The 23011-nt window shown below is 65.4% G+C and carries 23 protein-coding genes; 18 read left to right on the forward strand and 5 right to left on the reverse strand.

The annotated features are described in order from the left end of the window. The first annotated feature begins 3 nt into the window (after positions 1–3). From lpxD to TK49_RS11240, 9 genes are all read left to right on the forward strand, one after another. Entirely contained in the window at positions 4–1077 is a 1074-nt protein-coding gene (gene lpxD, locus TK49_RS11200; protein ID WP_045786759.1) for a UDP-3-O-(3-hydroxymyristoyl)glucosamine N-acyltransferase, read from the forward strand. Next, positions 1074–1568 (forward strand): 3-hydroxyacyl-ACP dehydratase FabZ, encoded by a 495-nt coding sequence (gene fabZ / locus TK49_RS11205; RefSeq protein WP_045786760.1) that lies wholly within the window; start codon positions 1074–1076, stop codon positions 1566–1568. The genes lpxD and fabZ overlap by 4 nt, the downstream gene beginning before the upstream one ends. Then, positions 1565–2377: an acyl-ACP--UDP-N-acetylglucosamine O-acyltransferase gene (lpxA, locus tag TK49_RS11210; protein ID WP_045786761.1), complete on the forward strand. Its 813-nt coding sequence runs from the start codon at positions 1565–1567 to the stop codon at positions 2375–2377. The genes fabZ and lpxA overlap by 4 nt, the downstream gene beginning before the upstream one ends. A 32-nt stretch (positions 2378–2409) precedes the next feature. After that, the gene (gene lpxB, locus TK49_RS11215; RefSeq protein WP_373271739.1) at positions 2410–3543 is read left to right on the forward strand and encodes a lipid-A-disaccharide synthase; all 1134 of its coding nucleotides are present in this window, start codon (positions 2410–2412) and stop codon (positions 3541–3543) included. Positions 3544–3547: 4 nt separating this feature from the next. After that, positions 3548–4246 carry a ribonuclease HII gene (gene rnhB / locus TK49_RS11220; protein ID WP_045786763.1) on the forward strand — a complete coding sequence of 233 codons (699 nt, stop codon included), beginning with the start codon at positions 3548–3550 and terminating at the stop codon, positions 4244–4246. 19 nt (positions 4247–4265) lie between these two features. Then, entirely contained in the window at positions 4266–5048 is a 783-nt protein-coding gene (locus TK49_RS11225; protein ID WP_045786764.1) for a TrmH family RNA methyltransferase, read from the forward strand. A gap of 137 nt (positions 5049–5185) precedes the next feature. Further along, complete coding sequence (locus tag TK49_RS11230; RefSeq protein ID WP_045786765.1) at positions 5186–6061, forward strand: M24 family metallopeptidase; 876 nt, start codon at positions 5186–5188, stop codon at positions 6059–6061. An 18-nt stretch (positions 6062–6079) separates the two neighbouring features. Continuing rightward, on the forward strand, positions 6080–7879 hold the full coding sequence (locus TK49_RS11235; RefSeq protein ID WP_045786766.1) for an SDR family oxidoreductase: 1800 nt from the start codon (positions 6080–6082) through the stop codon (positions 7877–7879). A gap of 32 nt (positions 7880–7911) precedes the next feature. After that, positions 7912–8808: a metal-dependent hydrolase gene (locus TK49_RS11240; protein WP_045786767.1), complete on the forward strand. Its 897-nt coding sequence runs from the start codon at positions 7912–7914 to the stop codon at positions 8806–8808. A 63-nt stretch (positions 8809–8871) separates the two neighbouring features. Here the strand turns inward: TK49_RS11240 and ppsR are convergent, their stop codons facing one another. Next, positions 8872–9735, reverse strand: a complete 864-nt coding sequence (gene ppsR / locus TK49_RS11245) for a posphoenolpyruvate synthetase regulatory kinase/phosphorylase PpsR (RefSeq protein WP_045786768.1) — start codon at positions 9733–9735, stop codon at positions 8872–8874. A 228-nt stretch (positions 9736–9963) separates the two neighbouring features. Between ppsR and ppsA the strand changes: the two genes are divergently transcribed. From ppsA to TK49_RS11260, 3 genes are all read left to right on the forward strand, one after another. Further along, positions 9964–12351: a phosphoenolpyruvate synthase gene (gene ppsA / locus TK49_RS11250; protein WP_045786769.1), complete on the forward strand. Its 2388-nt coding sequence runs from the start codon at positions 9964–9966 to the stop codon at positions 12349–12351. A 159-nt stretch (positions 12352–12510) separates the two neighbouring features. Beyond that, on the forward strand, positions 12511–12936 hold the full coding sequence (locus TK49_RS11255) for an NfeD family protein (RefSeq protein WP_045786770.1): 426 nt from the start codon (positions 12511–12513) through the stop codon (positions 12934–12936). Between the two features lie 29 nt (positions 12937–12965). Further along, positions 12966–13892, forward strand: coding sequence for an SPFH domain-containing protein (locus tag TK49_RS11260; RefSeq protein ID WP_045786771.1), 927 nt, complete (start codon positions 12966–12968; stop codon positions 13890–13892). Between the two features lie 29 nt (positions 13893–13921). Here TK49_RS11260 and smpB read toward each other — a convergent pair whose 3' ends face one another. Further along, positions 13922–14368 (reverse strand): SsrA-binding protein SmpB, encoded by a 447-nt coding sequence (smpB, locus tag TK49_RS11265; RefSeq protein WP_045786772.1) that lies wholly within the window; start codon positions 14366–14368, stop codon positions 13922–13924. Between the two features lie 133 nt (positions 14369–14501). Here smpB and TK49_RS11270 point away from each other — a divergent pair, with 133 nt between their 5' ends. Then, complete coding sequence (locus tag TK49_RS11270) at positions 14502–14939, forward strand: type II toxin-antitoxin system RatA family toxin (protein ID WP_045786773.1); 438 nt, start codon at positions 14502–14504, stop codon at positions 14937–14939. Then, a complete protein-coding gene (locus tag TK49_RS11275) occupies positions 14926–15279 on the forward strand; it encodes an RnfH family protein (protein WP_045786774.1) in 354 nt (117 codons plus the stop codon). The genes TK49_RS11270 and TK49_RS11275 overlap by 14 nt, the downstream gene beginning before the upstream one ends. Before the next feature lie 7 nt (positions 15280–15286). Here the strand turns inward: TK49_RS11275 and TK49_RS11280 are convergent, their stop codons facing one another. After that, positions 15287–15823, reverse strand: a complete 537-nt coding sequence (locus TK49_RS11280) for a DUF4124 domain-containing protein (RefSeq protein WP_045786775.1) — start codon at positions 15821–15823, stop codon at positions 15287–15289. Between the two features lie 154 nt (positions 15824–15977). After that, on the reverse strand, positions 15978–16919 hold the full coding sequence (locus TK49_RS11285) for a DMT family transporter (RefSeq protein ID WP_045786776.1): 942 nt from the start codon (positions 16917–16919) through the stop codon (positions 15978–15980). A 181-nt stretch (positions 16920–17100) separates the two neighbouring features. Here TK49_RS11285 and guaB point away from each other — a divergent pair, with 181 nt between their 5' ends. The 3 genes from guaB to guaA all read left to right on the forward strand — a co-directional run bounded on the left by guaB (position 17101) and on the right by guaA (position 20859). Continuing rightward, positions 17101–18564 carry an IMP dehydrogenase gene (gene guaB, locus TK49_RS11290; protein WP_045786777.1) on the forward strand — a complete coding sequence of 488 codons (1464 nt, stop codon included), beginning with the start codon at positions 17101–17103 and terminating at the stop codon, positions 18562–18564. A 122-nt stretch (positions 18565–18686) separates the two neighbouring features. Beyond that, complete coding sequence (locus TK49_RS11295; protein ID WP_045786778.1) at positions 18687–19265, forward strand: hypothetical protein; 579 nt, start codon at positions 18687–18689, stop codon at positions 19263–19265. After that, complete coding sequence (gene guaA / locus TK49_RS11300) at positions 19240–20859, forward strand: glutamine-hydrolyzing GMP synthase (protein ID WP_045786779.1); 1620 nt, start codon at positions 19240–19242, stop codon at positions 20857–20859. Before TK49_RS11295 ends, guaA begins: the two co-directional genes overlap by 26 nt. Before the next feature lie 229 nt (positions 20860–21088). Here the strand turns inward: guaA and TK49_RS11305 are convergent, their stop codons facing one another. After that, a complete protein-coding gene (locus tag TK49_RS11305) occupies positions 21089–21991 on the reverse strand; it encodes a helix-turn-helix transcriptional regulator (RefSeq protein ID WP_045786780.1) in 903 nt (300 codons plus the stop codon). 83 nt (positions 21992–22074) lie between these two features. Here TK49_RS11305 and TK49_RS11310 point away from each other — a divergent pair, with 83 nt between their 5' ends. Then, a complete protein-coding gene (locus tag TK49_RS11310) occupies positions 22075–22953 on the forward strand; it encodes an SDR family oxidoreductase (RefSeq protein WP_045786781.1) in 879 nt (292 codons plus the stop codon). Positions 22954–23011 lie beyond the last annotated feature (58 nt).

Genomic DNA, 23011 nt, shown 5'->3' on the forward strand with positions numbered 1-23011 from the left:
CCCATGTCGTTTTCGCTTGGTGAGCTTGCCGCGTCGCTCGGCGCGACCGTCCAGGGTGACGCTGGCCTGATCGTCAAGTCGATCGCGCCGCTCGATCAGGCGGGCGCCGATCAGCTCGCTTTTCTTTCCAATCCGCTGTACCTCAACCAGGCCGTGAGTTCGGGCGCGGGCGCGATCATTGTGTCGGCCCGTGATCTGGAGACGCTCGAAAGCCAGGGGCACGTTGCCGGCCGGAACTGGCTGGTGGCCGCCAACCCGTATGCTGCATTTGCGCGCGTGGCGCAGCGCTTTGTTGCGCTGTCGGCGCGGCCCGTTGCGCCCGGCATTCACCCGAGCGCGAGCGTGGGCGAGGGTGCTGTGGTGCCTGCGTCGTGCTCGATCGGGCCGAACGTCATCATCGAAGCCGGCGCGGTGCTGGGCGAACGCGTGCGAATCGTCGGCAACAGCTTTGTGGGTGCGGGTGCGTGCATCGGCGATGACTCGCTCATTTACGCCAACGTTTCGATCTACCACGGCTGCGTGATCGGCGCGCGATGCATCGTGCATAGCGGCGCCGTGATCGGCGCAGACGGCTTTGGCTTTGCACCGGACTTTGGGCCGCAGGGCGGCGAGTGGGTGAAGATTCCGCAGATGGGCCGGGCCGTCATTGGAGACGACGTCGAGATCGGCGCGAACACCGCCATCGACCGCGGCGCCATGGCCGACACGGTGGTCGAACAGGGCTGCAAGATCGATAACCAGGTGCAGATCGCGCACAACGTGCATGTGGGCGCCTATACCGTCATCGCCGGTTGTGCCGCCATCTCGGGCAGCACCAAGATCGGGCGCTACTGCATCATCGGCGGCGCGGCCAATTTTGCCGGCCACCTGACGATTGCCGATCGCGTGACGGTGTCGGGCGGCACGTCCATCACCAAGTCCATCACCAAACCCGGTGGCCACTTCACCAGCGTCTTCCCGTTCATGCCGCATGGCGACTGGGAGCGCAACGCGGCCATCGTTCGAGGCCTGACGCGCATGCGCGAACGGTTGCAACAACTGGAACAGCAGGTCAAGGACCTGCGACAAGAATCATGACCGAAGCATCTAACGCGACGACGAGCCTCGTCAGCGATTTCAACATCAAGAAAATTCTGGACCTGCTGCCGCATCGTTATCCGATGCTGCTGGTGGATCGCGTGGTGGAGCTCGAGGCCGGCAAGCGCATCAAGGCCATCAAGAACGTGACGTTCAACGAGCCGTTCTTCAATGGCCACTTTCCGGGGCATCCGGTCATGCCAGGCGTGCTGATCCTGGAAGCGCTCGCGCAGACCGCTGCGCTGCTGACGTTTGGCGATCCGGATCATAAGCGCCAGGAGAACGATCTGTACCTGTTCACGGCCATCGACGCCGCCCGCTTCAAGCGTCAGGTTGTGCCGGGCGACCAGCTTTCCCTGAACGCCGAAGTGCTGCGCGGCAAGCGCGGCTTCTGGAAGTTCAAGGTGTTCGCCATGGTGGACGGTGAGCTTGCGGCGGAGGCAGAGATCATGTGCGCCATCATCAAGGACGAACCGAAGGGTGAGGCATGAGCGCCACCAAGATCCATCCGACCGCGCAGATCGACCCCAAGGCTGAGCTCGACTCGAGCGTGGAAGTCGGGGCCTTCACGGTCGTGGGGCCGAACGTGCGTATCGGCGCGGGCACGCGCATCGGCCACCACACGGTGGTGGAGGGGTACACGACGCTCGGCCGCGACAACAGCATCGGGCACTTCGCGTCCGTGGGCGGCCGCCCGCAGGACATGAAATATCGCGATGAGCCGACGCAGCTCATCGTGGGCGATCGCAACACCATCCGCGAGTTCACCACGATCCACACTGGCACTGCGCAGGATGCGGGCATCACGTCCATCGGCGATGACAACTGGATCATGGCCTACGTGCACATCGCACACGATTGCCGCGTCGGCAACCACACCGTGTTCTCCAGCAACGCGCAGATTGCCGGCCACGTGGAAGTGGGCGACTGGGCGATCCTGGGCGGCATGTCCGGCGTGCACCAGTTCGTGCGGATTGGCGCCCACGCCATGCTCGGTGGCGCCTCTGCGCTCGTGCAGGACGTCCCGCCATTCGTGATCGCCGCGAGCGACAAGGGCGGCAACAAGGCCGCCCCGCACGGCATCAACGTGGAAGGCCTGCGTCGCCGCGGCTTCACGGCGGAACAGATCACCGGCCTGCGCCAGGCGTACAAGCTGCTCTACAAGAGCGATCTGAGCTTCGACCAGGCCAAGGCCGAAATTGCCGCGCAGATGGCCCAGGCAAGCGATGCCCCGACCCGCGAGGCGCTCAGCACGTTTGCCGACTTCATTGCCGCGACCAAGCGCGGCATCGTGCGTTGACCGAGCCGACCGCGCCGGTGCGCCGCATCGGCATGGTGGCCGGCGAAGCGTCCGGCGATCTGCTGGCCTCGCTGCTGCTCAAGGGGCTGCATGCGCAGCTGCCCGCCGACATCGCCTACCGCGGCATCGGCGGGGCACGCATGGCCGAGCAGGGCTTTCAGTCGAACTGGCCGATGCACAAGCTGTCGGTCAACGGCTATGTGGAGGTGCTCGGCCAGTTGCGCGAGATCCTGGCGATCCGCAAGGAGCTCAAGCAGGACCTGCTGGCCAAGCCGCCGCTGGCCTTCATCGGCGTCGACGCGCCGGACTTCAATTTCAACGTCGAGATCGCGATGCGGCAGGCGGGTGTGCCGGTGGTGCACTTCGTGAGCCCGTCGATCTGGGCGTGGCGCGCGGGCCGCATCAAGACGATCGCCAAGGCGGTCGACCACATCCTGTGCCTGTTCCCGTTCGAGCCAGAGATCTATGCCAAGGCCGGGATTCCGGCCACCTATGTCGGGCATCCGCTGGCCGACGAGATCCCGCTTGTGCCGGACGTGGAAGGCGCCCGCACGCGCCTGGGGCTGCCGCTGGGCCGCAAGGTCGTTGCCGTGCTTCCGGGCAGCCGCAATTCCGAGGTGAAGCATCTCGGGCCGACCCTGTTTGCCGCCATGGCCCGCATGCAGCTGGTGGAGCCGGACCTCGCATTCGTGCTGCCGGCGGCCAATGCCATGCTGCGGGAGCGCATCGATGCGTTGCGTGCCCAGCATCCGGGCCTGCACCTGTGGGTGGTGGACGGCCAGTCACATGCAGCGATGGAGGCGGCCGATGTCATCCTGCTGGCCAGCGGCACGGCCACGCTCGAAGCCGCGCTGTACAAGAAGCCCATGGTCATCACTTACAAGGTGCCCTGGCTCACGGCGCAGATCATGAAGCGCAAGGGCTATCTGCCCTACGTGGGCCTGCCGAACATTCTCTCGGGCCGCTTCGTCGTGCCGGAGTTGCTGCAGGATGACGCGACGCCCCAGGCGCTCGCGCGCGAGACGCTGCTGCAGCTGAGCGACCACGCCAACGCCACGTTCCTGCGCGAGCACTTCACGCAGATGCACCTGACGCTCAAGCAGAACATGGCGGAGATCGGCGCGAAGGTCGTGGTCGATCTGCTGCGCAGCCGCGGCAGGCTCTGACACCATGGCTGGACGCAATCCCGATCCTGCGCAACTGGGTCTGCCGCTCGTGCAAGCGCCGGCGGGCAAGCGCGTGCGCCGCATCCTCTGCGGCGTGGACGAGGCCGGGCGCGGGCCGCTCGCCGGGCCCGTGACGGCCGCTGCGGTGATCCTCAACCCCCGCAAGCCCATCAAGGGCCTGGCCGATTCCAAGATCCTCACCGCCAAGAAGCGCGAGGCGCTGTACGAAGAGATCGTCGAGAAAGCCGTGGCCTGGCACGTCGCCGAAGCCACCGTTGAAGAAATCGACCGCATCAACATCCTGCACGCCACGATGCTCGCGATGCAGCGCGCCGTGCAGGGCGTGGCCGCTCAAGGCGCGCTGCCCGACCTCGTGCAGGTGGACGGTAACCGCTGCCCTCAGGTGGCGTTTGCCGTGGAGGCCGTCGTCAAGGGCGATGCGCTGGTGCCGGCCATCTCGGCGGCGTCCATCCTGGCCAAGGTCACGCGCGACCGGCAACTGGCCGCGCTGCATGTCGAATTCCCGCACTATGGTTTCGACGTCCATGCCGGCTACGGCACTCCACAACACCTCGCGGCAATCGACTTGCATGGCGTGACGCCGCATCATCGCCGCTCGTTCGCACCTGTGCGCCGCGCGCTGGAAGGCCTCACGGTGATGACCGCCGAAGCCGCCGCGGCCCAAAGCGCATGGGACGACTGACATTGGGCCCGATCATTCCGTGAAGCACATCACCTCCCGCGACAACGCGGTGTTCAAGCACCTCAAGGCGCTGTCGGGTTCCACGCAGCAGCGCCGGCGCGCCGGGCAGTCCATGCTCGATGGCGTGCATCTCGTCGCGGCCTATCTCGATGCCGGGTTCATACCGCAGCAGTGCCTCGTCTCTGAACGGCACCTGGCCCATCCCGAGGTCGCGCCACTGCTGGATCGCGTCGATCCGCAGACGATCATTCTGCTGGCCGACCCGTTGTTCAGCCAACTCACGACGGTCGTGAACGGGGTCGACGTGATGGCCCTGATCGACACCCCGGAAGGGCGCCTGCCGCATGTCATCGATGCCGACTGCGTGATCCTCGATGGCATCCAGGACGCCGGTAACGTGGGCTCGATCCTGCGCTGCGCCGCCGCCTCGGGTGTGCGCGACGTCTTCATGACGGCAGGCTGTGCCTTTGCGTGGTCCGCCAAGACGCTGCGCGCGGCAATGGGCGCGCATTTCCATCTCAATATCGTTGAGCACTGCACGTTCGAGAGCGTGAAGTCGCGCCTGCAAGTGCCGTTGCTGGCGACGTCCTCGCACGCCAGGCAGGCGGTGTTCGATGTACGGCTCGATACGCCCGTTGGCTGGGTGTTCGGCAATGAAGGCGCAGGCGTGTCGGACGTCTGGCTTTCCGCGGTGACCACTCCCGTCGTGATTCCTCAGCCGGGCGGGATGGAATCCCTGAACGTGGCTGCCGCGGCAGCCATCTGCCTGTTCGAGGCTGTGCGCCAACGTCGGGCGCGTTAGGGCGCCATTTTTCTGCCGACTGTCCATCACACGGTGTTTTCAAACGCCAAAACCTGCATTGACTTTGCCATTGAGTAATGGAACATTGGTGGCGGCACCGTTGAGCGCCCCAGATAACCAGACTCAAGGAGACCGCCATGCCGACCCCCACGCTGGCGCACGTCAATATGGACGAACTGGCGCAATTCCGCGAAATCCAGCAGCTTGCCTACCAGTGCGTCGAGGCCGTCGGAGCCATGCTTCGCCCGGGCATGACGGAAAAGGATGCTGCCAAGCTGCTCACCGAATGGCTTGGCGATCGCGGCGTACACGACTGGCTGCACAAGCCGTTTGCCTGGTTTGGTGATCGCACGGCGTTCCAGGGTTTTTCGGGCCTTGCTCACTTGGGCGGTTTCAATCTGGCGTTCTTTCCATCGTCGCGGCGGCTGGAAGAGAACATGCCCGTCATCCTCGACGTGGCGCCGGTGCGCAATGGCGTGATTGCCGATGTCGGCTACGCCATGTGCCTCGGGGAGAACGCCATCCTCGAGCAACTGCAGGACGACCTGATGGCGCACCGCGAACGCATCGTGCGGCTGGTCCGCGAGCGGCGCTCGATGGCGGATGTGGCACGTGCGGTGGACCAGCTCTGCATGAAGCAGGGCGTGGAACCGCGCCACAAGGCGTATCCGTTCAAGGTGCTCGCGCATCGCGTGGCAAAGCTGCAGAGGCCGTCCACGCCGCGCTTCGTGGCGCGGTTCGGGCTGAACGCCACGCGCAACCTGATGCTCGAGCAGGTGCGCAGCGGCAAGCAGGAGGGGTGGTCGCCGCTGTGGTCGATCGACCGGCGCTCGGAACATGCACCGGTGCCCGGCCTGTGGGCGGTCGAGCCTCACCTGGGCTTCCACGGCGTTGGCGCCAAGTTCGAGGAGCTGCTCGTCATTACGGAGGACGATGCGTATTGGCTCGACGACGACCTGCCGCACGTGCGCCGCTGGCAGCAGCGCCAGATGACACAACAGCGCGCGGCCTGACGGCGCCGGAGGTTTCCGATGCAGACGCTTCTCGAAGAGGCCCCGCTGGCGCTGTTCGAGCCGGCCGCGGCGTTCCCGCGCGCCGAGCGCACCGTGCACTCCGGCGACGTCACGCTGGCCGTCAAAACGTGGGGCGACCCGGCGCGCCCGACCGTCGTGCTCGTCCACGGCTATCCCGACAACAGCGAGGTCTGGCACGACATGGCACCGCTGCTCGCGCGCGACTACTACGTCATCGCCTACGACGTGCGCGGCGCAGGGCGATCGAGCGCACCCAGGGGGATGCGCCACTACACCTTCGCGCGGCTCACCGGGGACTTCATCGCTGTCATCGATACACTGAGCCCGGGCAAGGCCGTCCACCTCATCGCGCATGACTGGGGCTCGATCCAGTCGTGGGAATTCGTGACGGAGGAACGCCTGCGCGGGCGCATCGCGTCGTACACGTCGTGCTCGGGACCGTGCCTCGACCACGTCGGGCATTGGATGCGCGCGCGGCTGCTGCGGCCGACGCCGGCGTCGCTGGGCAAGATGCTGGGGCAGCTCGTGCGCTCGTGGTACGTGCTGCTGTTCCACCTGCCGATCGTGCCGGAGCTGAGCTGGCGCCTGTGGCTGGGCCGCGCCTGGCCACGCGTGCTTCGCCGCGTGGAGAAGACCGCCATCACGCCGCGCGCGACACAGACGGCAGACGGCGTGAACGGAGTGTCGCTGTATCGCGCCAACTTCATCCGCAGCCTGTTTGCGCCGCGCAAGCGTGTCGCACACGCGCCGGTGCAGGTCATCGTGCCGACGCTGGACAAGTACGTCAGCCCAGCGTTGTCGGAAGACCTGTCGCGCTGGGCGCCGCAGTATTGGCGGCGGGAGGTCGTTGCGGGGCACTGGCTGCCCGTTACGCACGCGGGGCGCATGGCCGAGCTGGCGCGCGAGCTGATCGACCACATCGAAGGCGCGCCGGAGCCCGAAGCGCTGCAGCGCGCCCGCCAACATGGCGACCGCAGGCCACTCGCGGGCAAGCTGGCCGTCATCACGGGGGCGGGCAGCGGCATCGGCCGGTGTGCGGCGCTCGAGTTTGCCGAGCAGGGCGCAGCCATTGTCGCCGTCGACATCCGGGCCGAAGACGCCGAGCGCACCGCCACGCTGGTCCGGCTCAGCGGCGGCGTGGCGTGGGCGCGCGCCGCCGACGTCGGCAGCGCGGAGCAGATGGAGGCGCTGGTCGAGTGGGTCGGCAAGGCGCTTGGCGGCGCGGACATCGTCGTCAACAACGCGGGCATCGGCATGGCCGGCGGCATTGTCGACACCACCGAGGGCGATTGGCAACGCGTCCTGCATGTGAACGTGTGGGGCGTGATCCACGGCGCACGGCTGTTCGCGCGGCAGATGGTCGAGCGTGGGCAGGGCGGGCACATCCTGAATACCGCCTCGGCCGCGTCGTTTGCTCCGTCGCGCGATCTCGCGGCCTATGCGACGACGAAAGCCGCAGTGCTGATGCTGTCCGAATGCATGCGGGGCGAGCTCGCCGGGCACGGCATCGGCGTTTCGGCCATCTGCCCGGGTTTTGCGCAGACCGGGATCATGGCCTCGACCGTCTATGCCGGTGCCACCGTGGCGCGGCAGGCGCAATTGCGCGCCCGCGCAACCCGGCTCTACCAGCTGCGCGGCCTGAAACCCGAAATGGTCGCCAAAGCGATGCTGCGCGCGGTGCTGCGCAACCAGCCCGTCGTCACGATCGGCATCGAGGCGCATGCGTCGCGCTTGATCTCCCGCTATGCGCCATGGCTCGGCAGGCTGATCGCGCGTGTGAGCATCACCGGTGATTGAGTGCGGCGAACGAGAACGACAGGAGATCCGCCATGACCGCGCCCGACTATTACATCAAGGCCCGCCACGTCCGCTTCGACTGGGCGAACACGCCCATCCAGTGGATTCCCGGCGACCCGTCCAGCACGCACATCATCAACATCCTCAACCTGCTGTTTCCCGCTGGGGAGTTGTGGTTCTGCCGCGTCTACAACAAGGCCCTGCCGTTGATTGCCGACACGAAGCTGCGCGCCGACGCGGAGGGCTTCCTGCGGCAGGAGGCCGTCCATTCGCGCTCGCATGGCGGTGTGCTTGCGCATTACTACAAGGACCACGGCATTGACACGCAACCCTTCACGCAACGGCTGGACTGGCTGTTCTCGAAGGTGCTCGGCGAACGGCCGCTCGGCCTGAAGATCGGCCACACCCGTTTCTGGTTGCGACAGCGGCTCGGCATCATCGCCGCGCTGGAGCACTTCTTCGGCTATCTCGGTAACTGGGTGCTCAACGCAAAGGGGCTGGATGCCGCCCACGCCGATCCGGTCATGCTCGACCTCCTGCGCTGGCACGGCGCCGAGGAAGTCGAGCACCGCACCGTGGCGTTCGACATCTTCCGCCACATGGGTGGGACGTACGCCGAGCGCTGCTTCCACATGCTGACCACGATCCTGCTGTTGCTGTATTTCCTCGTCACGGGCTTCCGCTTCATGTACAAGCGCGATCCGGGCGCGGGGCGCTTTCCCGGCTTCATCCGCGGATGGTGGCACGGCTCGCGGCGAGGCTGCCTGCCGTCGTTCTGGAAGATGCTGGGGGCGGCGCTGCGCTATTTCCGGCCGAGCTACACGCCGCATCACGAGGGCTCCACCGAGCAGGCACTGGCATATCTGGCGAGCTCGCCCGCGGCGCAAGCCGCTGCCCACGGTGGCAACTGGGTGCGCAACGGAGCCTGACCGGGCGCCGCAAAAGCAAAACGGCCGGTGCAATGCCGGCCGTCTTCCTCGGGAACGTCGCGTTCAGTAGTTGTTGTGCTCCATCTTGATGTCCTGCAGGATCGTCGTGGCAATTTCCTCGATGGACTTGTGCGTCGACGACAGCCACTTGATCCCCTCGCGCCGCATCAGCGATTCCGCCTCGTTCACTTCATAGCGGCAGTTTTCCAGGGCCGCATATTTGCTGCCTGGGCGACGTTCGTTCCGGATTTCCGACAGGCGCTGCGGATCGATCGACAGCCCGAAGATCTTGCTCTTGTAGTCGTACAGCACCGAGGGCAGCTTGCCGCGCTCGAAATCGTCCGGGATGAGCGGGTAGTTGGCCGACTTCACGCCGTATTGCATCGCCAGGTAGAGGCTCGTCGGCGTCTTGCCGCTGCGCGAGACCCCCACCAGGATCACATCGGCCTCCGCCAGGTTCTTGTGTGATTGACCGTCATCGTGGGCAAGTGAAAAGTTGATCGCTTCGATACGGTTCTTGTACGCCTCGGTATCGGCGTTCTGGTGGAAGCGGCCGATGGCGTGGGTCGACTTCAGGCCGAGTTCCTTCTCGAGCGGCTCGATGAAGGTCTGGAACATGTCCAGGATGGTGGCCTTGGCCCGATGGACGATCTCGTTGGCCTCTGCATCCACCAGCGTGGTGAAGACGATCGGCTTCACCCCTTCGGCGTGGAACGCCTCGTTGATCTTGGCGACTGCAACATGCGCCTTGTCGATCGTGTCGACAAACGGAATCCGCACCTGGCGGAACTTCATTTCAAACTGGGCCAGGATCGAATGGCTGAAGGTCTCAGCGGTGATCCCGGTGCCATCCGACACGATGAACACGGTGCGGACGGGCGCGCGGGCGGCAGCGGGGGTGCCAGATGAGGCGGCGAGGTCAGTCATTGAAAACGAGGGGTTTTTCCAGCACGCCGGCAGGAATTCGTGCTGCGGCACGGTAGAATAGCGGCGATCGTTTAGCTAAGCAATTCGGGTCCATCGGGCGCCAGACAATGCCAGAGCGGCCGTCGCGGCGTCGCTGCGGATGGCTTAGCCAAGCGATTCGTGCGGCCAGACGACAAGAACAAAGCCCGCGCGCATCCGACCGGTTTTTCACTTAGTTTAGGGGCTTGTATGACTAACCTGTCGCAAGACGGCGCCTATGTGCTGCCGTTCGAGCAATTGCGGATGACCGATGTCGAGGTCGTTGGCGGTAAGAACGCTTCGCTGGGCGAGATGATCTCCCAGCTGGACAGCGCCGGTGTGCGCGTTCCGGGCGGTTTTGCCACCACGGCGCTGGCGTTCCGCGATTTCCTTGCACACAACAACCTGACCGAGCGCATCTCCCAGCGCCTGGCCAGCCTCGACGTCGATGACGTCAAGGCGCTGGCCGCCGCCGGCAAGGAGATCCGCGAGTGGGTCGCCACCGCGCCGTTCCAGCCGCGCCTGGAGCAGGAGATCCGCGAGCACTACGAACGCGTTTCCAAGCGCGAAGGTGCTGAAGCGTCCTTCGCGGTGCGTTCGTCCGCCACCGCCGAGGACTTGCCCGACGCGTCGTTCGCTGGCCAGCAGGAGAGCTATCTCAACGTGCTCGGTATCGACGATGTGCTCGACAAGATCAAGCACGTCTTCGCCTCGCTGTACAACGATCGCGCGATTTCGTACCGCGTCCACAAGGGCTTCGCCCACGACGTGGTGGCACTGTCGGCCGGTATCCAGCGCATGGTGCGTTCCGATTGCGGCGCTTCGGGCGTGATGTTCACGATCGATACCGAATCGGGTTTCCAGGATGTCGTTTTCATCACCTCCAGCTACGGCCTGGGCGAAACGGTGGTGCAGGGCGCCGTGAACCCGGACGAGTTCTACGTCTTCAAGCCGACGCTGGCGGCGGGCAAGTACCCGATCATCCGCCGCTCGATCGGCTCCAAGCTGATCAAGATGGAATTCACCGCGCCAGGCGAAGCCGGTCGTGTGAAGACCGTCGACGTGCCGGGTGAGCTGCGCAACCGCTACTCGATCACCGACGACGACGTAACGGAGCTGGCCAAGTACGCCGTCATCATCGAGAAGCACTACGGCCGCCCGATGGACATCGAGTGGGGCAAGGACGGCAAGGACGGCAAGATCTACATTCTGCAGGCCCGCCCCGAGACCGTGAAGAGCCAGGCTGCCGGCAAGGTCGAGCAGCGCTTCCGCCTGAAGGGTTCGGCACCGGTGCTCACCACCGGCCGCGCCATTGGCCAGAAGATCGGCACGGGCCCGGTGCGCGTGATCAACGATCCGGCCGAGATGGAACGCGTGCAGCCGGGCGACGTGCTCGTCGCCGACATGACCGACCCGAACTGGGAGCCGGTGATGAAGCGCGCCTCCGCCATCGTCACGAACCGTGGCGGCCGTACGTGCCACGCAGCCATCATCGCGCGTGAACTCGGCGTGCCGGCCGTGGTCGGCTGCGGCGATGCCACCGACGTGCTGAAGGACGGCACGCTGGTGACCGTTTCCTGCGCCGAAGGCGACGAAGGCAAGATCTACGACGGCCTGCTGGAAACCGAAGTGACCGAAGTGCAGCGGGGCGAAATGCCCACGATCAGCACGAAGATCATGATGAACGTCGGCAACCCGCAACTGGCGTTCGATTTCTGCCAGATCCCGAATGGCGGCGTGGGCCTGGCCCGTCTGGAATTCATCATCAACAACAACATCGGCGTCCACCCGAAGGCGATCCTTGACTACCCGCAGGTCGACAGCGACCTGAAGAAGGCCGTGGAAAGCGTGGCCCGCGGCCATGCCAGCCCGCGCGCGTTCTACGTCGACAAGCTGGCCGAGGGCGTGGCGACGATTGCCGCCGCGTTCTATCCGAAGCCCGTCATCGTGCGCCTGTCGGACTTCAAGTCCAATGAGTACAAGAAGCTGATCGGCGGTTCGCGCTACGAGCCGGACGAAGAAAACCCGATGCTGGGCTTCCGTGGCGCCTCGCGCTACATCGCCGAGGACTTTGCCGAAGCGTTCGAGATGGAATGCCGCGCCATGAAGCGCGTGCGCGACGAGATGGGCCTGACCAACGTCGAGGTGATGGTCCCGTTTGTGCGCACGCTCGGCCAGGCCGAGAAGGTTGTCGAGCTGCTGGCCAAGTACGGCCTGAAGCGCGGCGAGAACGGCCTGCGCCTGATCATGATGTGCGAAGTGCCGTCCAACGCGATCCTGGCCGAGCAGTTCCTGCAGTACTTCGACGGCTTCTCGATCGGTTCGAACGACCTGACGCAGCTCACGCTGGGCCTGGACCGGGACTCCGGCATGGAGCTGCTGGCCAAGGATTTCGATGAGCGCGATCCGGCGGTCAAGTTCATGCTGCAGCGCGCGATCTCCACGGCGCTGTCGATGAACAAGTACGTCGGCATCTGCGGTCAGGGCCCGTCCGATCATCCGGATTTTGCCGAGTGGCTGGCCAAGGAAGGCATCTCGTCGATCTCGCTGAACCCGGATTCGGTGATCGAAACCTGGCAGAAGCTGGGCTCGGCCTGAGCTAGAGTGTTGTAAGACAAGGTGCGTATCCTTCGGGGTGCGCGCCAACAAGAACGCGAAGTGCCCGGCAGCGCGAGATGCTGGCGGGGGCCGAGCGACATGCCCCCGCAGACGTGCAGCGTCGCGGGGGCTTTTTTCTGGGATTCAGGGAGAGGGAGTATGTCGGCTCAGACCGTCTGGTTCGTGCTTGCCGTGCTGCTCGTCATCGGCGAGCTGATGACGGGGACGTTCTATCTGCTGATGGTCGCGATGGGCCTGGTGGCTGGCGGCCTGGCGGCGCTGTCCGGCCTGGCATTCCCCGCCCAGGCCGTGGTCGCGGCAATCGTCGCGGTGTTCGGCATCGTGGCGTTGCGGCGGTCCCGCTACGGCCGCATCCCGCGCGAAGATGCCGCTCGCAACCGCAACGTCAATCTGGATATCGGCGAGCTGCTGCGGGTCGATGCGTGGTCGCCCGAGCGCCGCGCGCGCGTGCAATACCGCGGTGCCGCCTGGGACGTTGAGTTGGCACCCGATGCAGCGGCGTCGGCCGGTGAATTCCGCATTGTTGAAGTCCGCGGCAACGTGCTTGTCGTTGCCCCCAAATAACAACCCACACGCCCAACCACGGAGGTTCTATGTTCGAGCTGGGGACTCTCGCGATCATCGTCCTGTTTGCGGCCATTGTGCTCATCGCGCAGGGCATCAAGATCGTGCCGCAGCAGCACGCCTGGATTCTGGAGCGCCTGGGCAAGTACCACGCAACGCTGTCGCCGGGGCTCAATATCGTGCTGCCGTTTGTCGACCGGGTCGCCTACAAGCACGTGCTCAAGGAAATCCCGCTCGACGTGCCGAGCCAGATCTGCATCACCAAGGACAACACGCAACTGCAGGTGGACGGCATCCTGTACTTCCAGGTGACCGACCCGATGCGGGCCTCGTACGGTTCGAGCAATTTCGTGATCGCTATCACGCAGCTCGCGCAGACGACCCTGCGCTCCGTGGTCGGCAAGCTCGAGCTCGACAAGACGTTCGAGGAGCGCGATTTCATCAATCACAGCGTGGTCAACGCGCTGGACGAGGCGGCCTCGAACTGGGGCGTGAAGGTGCTGCGCTATGAGATCAAGGATCTGACGCCGCCGAAGGAGATCCTGCACGCCATGCAGGCGCAGATCACGGCGGAGCGCGAAAAGCGTGCGCTGATCGCGGCATCGGAAGGGAAGCGCCAGGAGCAGATCAACCTGGCGTCCGGCGCGCGCGAGGCCGCGATCCAGAAGTCGGAAGGCGAGAAGCAGGCGGCCATCAACAAGGCGCAGGGCGAGGCGGCAGCCATTCTTGCCGTGGCCGAGGCCAACGCGCAGGCCATCCAGAAGATCGGTCAGGCGATCCGCACCGAAGGCGGTATCGACGCGGTCAACCTGAAGGTGGCGGAGGAGTATGTGAGCGCGTTCGGCAACCTGGCCAAGCAGGGCAACACGCTCATCGTGCCGGGCAACATGGGCGACCTGAGCACGATGATTGCGTCAGCATTGACGATCGTGAAGCAGCAGCGGCCCAGCGCCTGAAGCGCAGTGAAGGGAATGCGCGGGGCGGCTCAGGCCTTTTCGCGCATGAGGCGCGCCTTTTCGCGCTGCCAGTCGCGGTTCTTTTCGGTTTCGCGCTTGTCGAAGAGCTTTTTGCCCTTGGCCAGACCGATTTCGCACTTCACGCGGCCGCGCGTGTAGTGCAGGTTGAGCGGCACGAGCGTGTATCCGCGCTGCTCGACCTTGCCGATGAGCTTCTTGATCTCCTCGGCATGCAGCAGCAGCTTGCGGGTGCGCACGGGATCAGGCTTGACGTGGGTGGAGGCCGATTGCAAGGGGCTGATGTGGGCGCCGATCAGGAACAGCTCCGCATTGCGGATCACGACGTAGCCTTCCTTGATCTGCGCGCGGTTGGCGCGGATGGCCTTCACCTCCCAGCCCTCGAGTACGATGCCCGCCTCGTAGCGCTCTTCGATGAAGTAATCGAAAAAGGCTTTCTTGTTGTCGGCGATGGTCATACGTTGGAATGTGCGGTGGGCGCATCAGGAAAGCGGCTTCCATGTGCGCTGCGATAAAATGGCGAGTTTAACAAATCCGCCGCAAGTCCCGATCAGCAAGGGGCAAGCGGCGCGTAAAGCTTCCGGATGACGCATGGCAGACGTTGAAAAAACCGTGTTGATCGGCTACTCGGCCGAACAGATGTTCGACCTGGTGACCAACGTCAAGGACTATCCGAACTTCCTGCCGTGGTGCGGCGGGGTGGAAATCTACGAGCAGACCGAAACGTCGCTCGACGCGCGCGTCGACATCGCTTTCAAGGGCATCCACCAGTTCTTCCGCACGCGCAACACGCAAACACGGCCGACACGCATCGATATGACGTTCGCCGACGGGCCTTTCAAGGCCTTCACCGGTTTCTGGATTTTTACGCCGCTGCGCGCCGATGCCTGCAAGATCAACTTCCACCTGCATTACGAATTTTCCAGCGTGATCCTGGAAAAGCTGATCGGCCCGGTGTTCAGCATGATCGCCAACACCTTTGTCGATTCGTTCGTCAAGCGCGCCGAGACGGTCTATGGCGAATCCTGATTGCATCGACGTGATGGTCTGCCTGGCGACGGTCGTGCCGCCGAGGCTCGTCCATGTGCGGGTGCCTGCCCGCGCGACGGTGGCCGACGCGGTGCGCGTGTCCGGCCTGCTCAACGAATCGGAACTCGCATCGGACGCGTGCCGGCTGGCGGTCTACGGCAAGCGCACGACGCCCGATGCGCCGTTGCACGCGCGCGACCGCGTGGAAATCCTCGGGCCGCTGATTGCCGACCCGAAGACCGCGCGTCGCCGCCGCGTGCAGAAGGTGCGTGCCACGGGCACGCGCGAAGGACTGAAATGGCTGCGCAACGAGGCGCCCAAGGGCGACGTCGTGGAATGACGCGCGCTCAGCTGCAGTTCGCGCTGATCGCGGCCTGGTTGCGCTGAACCGCGGCGGCGCGCTGGTTGTCGTCCATGTACGCGATCGAGCCATCGGCCTGCGCGGTGCCGACGCGGCGGCCTTCCTGCATATAGGCCGTCTCGTTGCGCAGCCGCTGGCATTCTGCCTGTTTGCGTTGTGCGGCTTCGGCCTGCCTGGCTTCCTCCTGTTCCTTCTTGGCCCGATCGGCCAGCCGCTTGCGCAGTTCTTCGTCGGGGTTGGGCGCGGCCACGGCAGAAGCCGGCTGGCCCGCCTTCGCCGTGGCGGTGTCGGCGGCCTTGGCGCTCGACGCCGCGGCGGGAAGTGCCTCATACGCCGTCGCCGTGCGGCTGTTCGGATTGCGGATGATGCGGCTGGGTGGAACGGAGGGCGGCGGCGCGGCGTCGCTGTAGACCATCTGTCCCTTCTCGTCGCGCCATTGCCACGCCCACTGGGCAGAGGCGGCCGGGCAGGCGATGGCGATCAGGGTGGCAGCGGCAGGCAGCAAGACGTGCAGTCGTTTCATGGAGTTCTCGTTCGATGGACTGCCGGCGGCGCGCTGGCCGACCCGACGACGGCCCCACGGCGCGCACGGAGGCCGGTGGCGTGATCGCCACTCGATGATCCAGGCCGACGGCATGGCCCCGCCTGTTGACTCGCCCCCCGGCAAGGCGCCCAGTTTATGCAGACTTGTCTTCGGCGTGCAAGCGCACCGACCAGCCGACACCCACGATCAGCAGCGCGATGGCGGCAATCTCGAGCGGGCGCGGCCAGCGGCCGTCGTACACGAAGCCGTATGCCAGGGCGAACAGCGTCTCGAACACGATCATCTGGCCCGACAGCGTGAGCGGCAGGCGCCGTGACGCGACGTTCCACAGGTTGTTGCCGATCAGCGACGCCCCCAGGGCGACAGCCGCATTGACTACCCAGAACGTGGTCCAGACGCGCCCGCCGCCGCTGGCCCAGGCTGTGCCGGCCACCAGCAGCGCGATCACCGTCAATGCGGCCGACAGCACGCCGGTCGACATGCCGTACAGCGCCGACCATTCGTTGCCCGAGAAATGCGGATTGCGCTGCAGGTACCGGGCGTTGTCCACGGCGTACCACGTCCAACTGCACAGCGCGCCGACCGCGCACGCGATACCGGCAATGCGCTGCCATACCGGGCGGGCAGGATCGGCTGCCGCGGCCGCCTGCCCGAACACGTCGACATTGATGCAGACGATGCCGGCGGCCACCACGGCCAGCGGCCAGATCAGCCGGGAGAGGGGCGCGGCGCCGTGGTCGCCGCGGCCCAGCACCGTCACGGTAATGGGCAGGACGCCGATGATGAGCGATGCAGGCGCGACGCCGGCCAGTTGGACGGCAAAGGCTAGGAGGACGTAATAGACGAGGTTGCCTGCGCAGGACTGGCGCACCAGCGCGAGGCAATCGGCGCGGGTGAGTTTGCGGGCAATGCGCGCAAGCTGCGGCGCGGTGGCAATGATTGCGATGGCGCCGTAGGCGAGGTAGCGGCCGAGGGTCAGTTCCCACGGCGAGAACGCCGGCAGCGCCCGGGGCGCAATGAAGACCATGCCCCACATGGCCCCTGCCAGAAGGGCGCACAATACGCCAATTCCCATTTCGAAGACGCGCGGAGCCGGCACCCTCGCCATACGGGGCCTCCCCACAAGAGCGGCCACTGGCGGCGCAGGGCACCAATCGGTGCGTGCGCGAAGAAAAATTTATCGAGCATAGCACGGGTCTCTACAATCGTGGGGCGAATTCCCGTATAATCCGATTTTGCGCCTAGAGGAAATTGCTATGCGTCTTGTCCAGAAAGCACTCACGTTCGATGATGTGCTGCTCGTCCCGGCCTACTCGGCCGTCCTGCCCCGCGATACGTCTCTTCGCACCAAGCTCACCCGTTCAATCGAACTCGCCATTCCGCTCGTGTCCGCCGCCATGGATACGGTCACGGAAGCCCGGCTCGCCATCGCCATGGCGCAGCAAGGTGGCATCGGTATCGTCCACAAGAACCTGAAGCCGGAAGAACAGGCGCGCGAAGTCGCCAAGGTCAAGCGCTTTGAATCGGGCGTGCTGCGCGACCCGATCACCATCGGTCCGGACATGAAGATCCGCGACGTGATGGCGCTGTCGGCCCAGCACGGCATCTCGGGCTTCCCGGTGCTGGAAGGCAAGAAGGTGGTGGGCATCATCACCAACCGCGACCTGCGTTTCGAAGAGGAGCTGGACGCCCCGGTGCGCGCCAAGATGACGCCGGGCGAGAAGCTCGTCACCGTCAAGGAAGGCGCCTCGCTGGAAGAAGCCAAGCGCCTGATGAACAAGCACCGCCTGGAGCGTGTGCTGGTGGTGGGCGACGCTTTCGAGCTGCGCGGCCTCATCACCGTCAAGGATATCCAGAAGGCCACCGAATACCCGCTTGCCTCGAAGGACGAGCGGGGCTCGCTGCGTGTGGGCGCCGCGGTGGGCGTCGGGCCGGACAATGATCTGCGCGTCGAACTGCTGGTCAAGGCCGGCGTGGACGTGATTGTCGTCGACACGGCGCACGGCCACAGCCAGGGCGTGCTCAACCGCGTGCGCTGGATCAAGGACAACTACCCGCAAGTGCAGGTGATCGGCGGCAACATCGCCACGGCTGAAGCCGCCAAGGCGCTGGTCGACCACGGCGCGGATGGCGTCAAGGTGGGTATTGGCCCGGGCTCGATCTGCACGACCCGGATCGTTGCCGGCGTCGGCGTGCCGCAGATTACGGCGGTCTCCAACGTGGCCGAGGCGCTGAAGAACACCGGCGTGCCGCTCGTTGCCGACGGCGGGATCCGCTACTCGGGCGACGTCGCCAAGGCGCTCGCGGCCGGTGCGCACACCGTGATGATGGGCGGCATGTTCGCCGGCACGGAAGAAGCCCCGGGCGAGGTGTTCCTGTACCAGGGCCGCTCGTACAAGAGCTACCGCGGCATGGGCTCGGTGGGCGCCATGAAGGATGGCGCGGCCGACCGCTACTTCCAGGAAGACAACACCGCCAACGTCGACAAGCTCGTGCCGGAAGGCATCGAGGGCCGTGTGCCGTTCAAGGGTTCGGTGCTGCCGATCGTGCACCAGCTCACGGGCGGCATCCGCTCGTCGATGGGCTACTGCGGCTGCGCGTCGATTGCCGAATGGCACGAGAAGAGCCAGTTTGTCGAGATCACCGCCGCCGGCATGCGCGAATCGCACGTGCACGACGTGCAGATCACGAAGGAAGCGCCGAACTATCACCGCGACTGATCCGGTCGTCCACAAGATAGAAGGCAAGCAGTACTGCCGCCGGGGCGCGCGGGCGCTCCGGCTGATCCATGGAATCAACCGGTGGCCGAGGCACGGGCGGCCGCCCGCAACTGGAGAGGATGATGAAAGCGCTTCTGCGAATCGTTCTGTTTCTGGATGCGGCTGTCGCACTGTGCGTCGGTCTCGTCCTGCTGGCCTCGCCGATGACATCGATCTTCGGCGCGCTGCAACTGCCGCAGCCGGATCCGGCCATGTATGGCCAGCTCCTCGGCGTTGTGCTGGTCGGCCTGGCCTGGCTGCTGTGGTACGCCACCGTCAACGGGCAGCTCACCAGTGCCGTGGCGCAGGTGATCGGCCATGTGAACCTGGCCGTGGCCGTGCTCGTGATCGCGTGGCTGCTGTTCTTCCACCTGCCGGTGGAAGGTGCAGGACGCATCTGGCTGCCCACGTTTGCTGCCGTGCTGGCCGCATTCTCCGCCGTGCAGATTCCTGCGTCGCGCCGCGTGCGCACCAACGAGCGCGTGCGCGCGCAGAAGGCCAAGGAAGAGGCCTTTGCCGCCCGCGAACGAGAGCGCGCAGAGAAAGTCCAGCGCAAAGAACCCGCTTACATGCCGCCGCCCGGCTACGGCCCCGGCACTGAAGTCGACACGATCGCCGATTCCCTCCCTCCACAACATGCACGACAAAGTCCTCATCCTTGATTTCGGCTCGCAGGTCACGCAACTGATCGCGCGGCGTGTGCGCGAAGCCCACGTCTACTGCGAAATCCATCCGAACGACGTGTCCGACGCCTTTGTGCGCGAGTTCGCGCCCAAGGCCATCATCCTGTCCGGCAGCCATGCCAGCACCTATGAAGACCACCAGCTGCGCGCGCCGCAAGCGGTGTGGGACCTGGGCGTGCCGGTGCTCGGCATCTGCTACGGCATGCAGACCATGGCCGTGCAACTGGGCGGCAAGGTGGAGTGGAGCGACCACCGCGAATTCGGCTATGCCGAGGTGCGCGCGCACGGCCACACCCGCCTGCTCAAGGACATCCAGGATTTCTCCACGCCCGAAGGCCACGGCATGCTCAAGGTGTGGATGAGCCACGGCGACAAGGTCACCGAACTGCCGCCGGGCTTCAAGCTGATGGCGTCCACGCCGAGTTGCCCGGTCGCCGGCATGGCTGACGAGGCGCGCGGCTACTACGCCGTGCAGTTCCACCCGGAAGTCACGCACACCGTGCAGGGCCGCGCGATGCTAGAGCGGTTCGTGCTGGAGATCGCCGGCGCCAAGCCCGACTGGATCATGCGCGACCACATCGAGGAAGCCGTCAAGGCGATCCGCGAACAGGTCGGCGATGAAGAGGTCATCCTGGGCCTGTCGGGCGGTGTGGATTCGTCGGTGGCGGCAGCCCTGATTCACCGCGCCATCGGCGATCAGCTGACCTGCGTGTTCGTCGACCACGGCCTGCTGCGCCTGGACGAAGGCAAGATGGTCATGGACATGTTCGCCGGCCGCCTGCACGCGAAGGTCGTGCACGTCGACGCGTCGGAGCAGTTCCTCGGCCATCTGGCCGGCGTGACCGATCCGGAAGCCAAGCGCAAGATCATCGGCCGCGAGTTCGTCGAGGTGTTCCAGGCCGAGGCCAAGAAGCTGACGAATGCCAAGTGGCTCGCCCAAGGCACGATCTACCCCGACGTGATCGAATCGGGCGGCGCCAAGACCAAGAAGGCCACGACCATCAAGAGCCACCACAACGTGGGCGGCCTGCCGGAAACGCTGGGTCTGAAGCTGCTCGAACCGCTGCGCGACCTGTTCAAGGACGAGGTGCGCGAGCTGGGCGTGGCGCTCGGCCTGCCGCACGAAATGGTGTATCGCCATCCGTTCCCGGGCCCGGGCCTGGGCGTGCGGATCCTGGGCGAGGTCAAGCGCGAATACGCCGACCTGCTGCGCCGTGCCGATGCGATCTTCATCGAAGAACTGCGCGGCACCAAGGCGACGGCGCAAGACGCCGCAGCGGGCCTGTGCGGCGAGGGCGATGTCGGCAAGAGCTGGTACGACCTGACGAGCCAGGCGTTTGCGGTGTTCCTGCCCGTCAAGTCCGTCGGCGTGATGGGCGATGGCCGCACGTACGACTATGTGACCGCGCTGCGCGCCGTGCAGACGACCGACTTCATGACCGCCCACTGGGCGCACCTGCCGTACGCGTTGCTGGGCCGGGTGTCGAACCGCATCATCAATGAAGTGCGCGGGCTGAACCGGGTCGTGTATGACGTGTCGGGCAAGCCGCCTGCGACGATCGAGTGGGAGTGAAACGAGTCCGTCGTGGACTGTCGCGAAACTGTCGTGACGTGTCGATTCGAGCGACGTTGCGTCACGACTGCCGTCAGCCGCTATCGCCGGCCAGCAGGATAGCCCGGCGGTAGCGCTCGCGGTAAGCATCGAGAGCCGGATGAAGGTCGTCCGGCTCACTGTCTTGCAAATCCATCTTCGACGGTAAAGGTCTCTGCGCAAGACCTCTTTTCTGCAATCTCAGCCCGGGTTACCGGGCCAGTCGGCTTCCGCTGCGGCGCCCTTCATCGACAGCCGCCGGGAGCGTTGACGCCAAGCCGATCTGCGATGCGATTTTTTCCGCATCCGCTGGCGTCGCGGGGTTGTAGACGCACATGCTGAGATCCGTCCGGCCGTCGACCGAGAAGGTCGAGTATTCAAAAGCGAGCGGCCCCAGCACCGGATGGCGGATGCGCTTGATGGCCTCGCCGTGGACCTCGCGGACAACGTTGTCACGCCACATCGCCCTGAACTCCGGACTGAGCCGGGACAACTCGTCGACGAGAGGTTCCACCTCCGTTGCCGCGCCCGCGCGTGCGGCATCCACGCGGAAGGCACCGATGACGTGGCGCGCGACGCTCTCCCAGTCGTACTGCACGGCACGGGCACGCGGGTCAAGGAAGATCGTGCGCAGCACATTGCGCTGGTGCGGCGGCAGCGCGCCATAGTCGCCCAGCATCACGGTGGCCGCCCGATTCCACGCGAGGACGTTCCAGGTCGCCGTACGAATGAGGGCAGGGCTCGGATCCAACGCGTCGAGGACGCGCTGCAGACGCGGCGTGACACCGTCTTTCTCCTGGTAGCGCGCCACGGGCGGTCGCCCAAGGCCGAGCAGGAAGAGGTGTTCGCGCTCGACGTCCGTCAGCATCAGCGCCTGCGAGATCCGGTCCAGCACATCGGCCGAAGGCGCGCCGCCGCGACCTTGTTCGAGCCACGTATACCAGGTCGTACTGATATTCGCGCGCTGTGCCACTTCCTCGCGGCGAAGGCCCGGCGTGCGCCGGCGCCCCGGAGGAAATCCGAGCGCCGCGGGGTCGAGCTTCATGCGCCGGTCCCGCAGATACGTCCCGAGGAGGTTTTCGTTGGGCTGTTGTCGGTCGATCCCGGTAGCCATTTTAATATGATAACGTCACTACTTTACCAGGATAGTCGCGGCGCCTAGATTTGTCTCCCAGGAAAAAACCTGGAGACCAGATCATGCGTGTTTTCGTCACCGGCGCGACCGGATTTGTTGGCATGCCGACCGTCAAGGAGCTGATCGCCGCCGGACATCAGGTTCTCGGCATGGCGCGTTCGGATGAAGGGGAGGAATCCCTGGCGGCCATTGGAGCAGACGTCCATCGCGGTTCGCTCGAAGATCTCGACAGCCTGCGGGCAGGCGCAGCCGCCGCCGACGCCGTTATTCACCTGGGCTTTGTCCACGACTGGGAGAACTTTGCGCGGTCCTGCGAAATCGATCGCCGGGCGATCGAAGCGTTGGGTTCCGTCCTCGCAGGTTCGGACAAACTACTCATCGCGACGGCGGGCACGGCGGGATTAGCCGCGCCGGGCCGGATTGCGACCGAGGACGACGACGTGCCGCCCGATTTCCCGTTTCCCCGCGTCTCCGAGCAGACGGCGCGATCACTGAAGGGCGTGCGCGCCGCGATCGTCAGGCTTCCCCAGGTTCACAACACGATGCGGCAAGGGCTGCTGACCTACGCGGTTGCCATGGCGCGCGAGAAGGGCGTGTCCGCGTATGTGGAAGAAGGGCGCAACCGCTGGGCAGCGGCGCACATCTCGGATGTCGCGCGTCTTTACAGACTGGTGCTGGAAAAGAACGAAGCCGGTGCGAAATATCATGCAGTGGCCGAAGAAGGCGTGCTGATGCGAGATATTGCCGAAGCGATCGGCCGCGGCCTGAACGTGCCTGTCAAATCCGTCTCCGCGGAAGAGGCGCCTGCGCATTTCGGTTGGTTGGCGCGATTTGCTGGCCGCGACCTGGTGGCGTCAAGCGAAAAGACGCGGAAGGCGCTCGGCTGGAACCCGACCGGGCCAGGGCTGATCGCCGATCTTGAAAGGGCTGATGTCTCGTGATCAATCGCGGCTAAGCGAGTGGGCATTGGCCTCACGGCACTGAAGAACGCAGGCAAAG

The sequence above is a fragment of the Ralstonia mannitolilytica genome, from assembly GCF_000954135.1.
GTDB classification, from domain to species: Bacteria; Pseudomonadota; Gammaproteobacteria; order Burkholderiales; family Burkholderiaceae; genus Ralstonia; species Ralstonia mannitolilytica.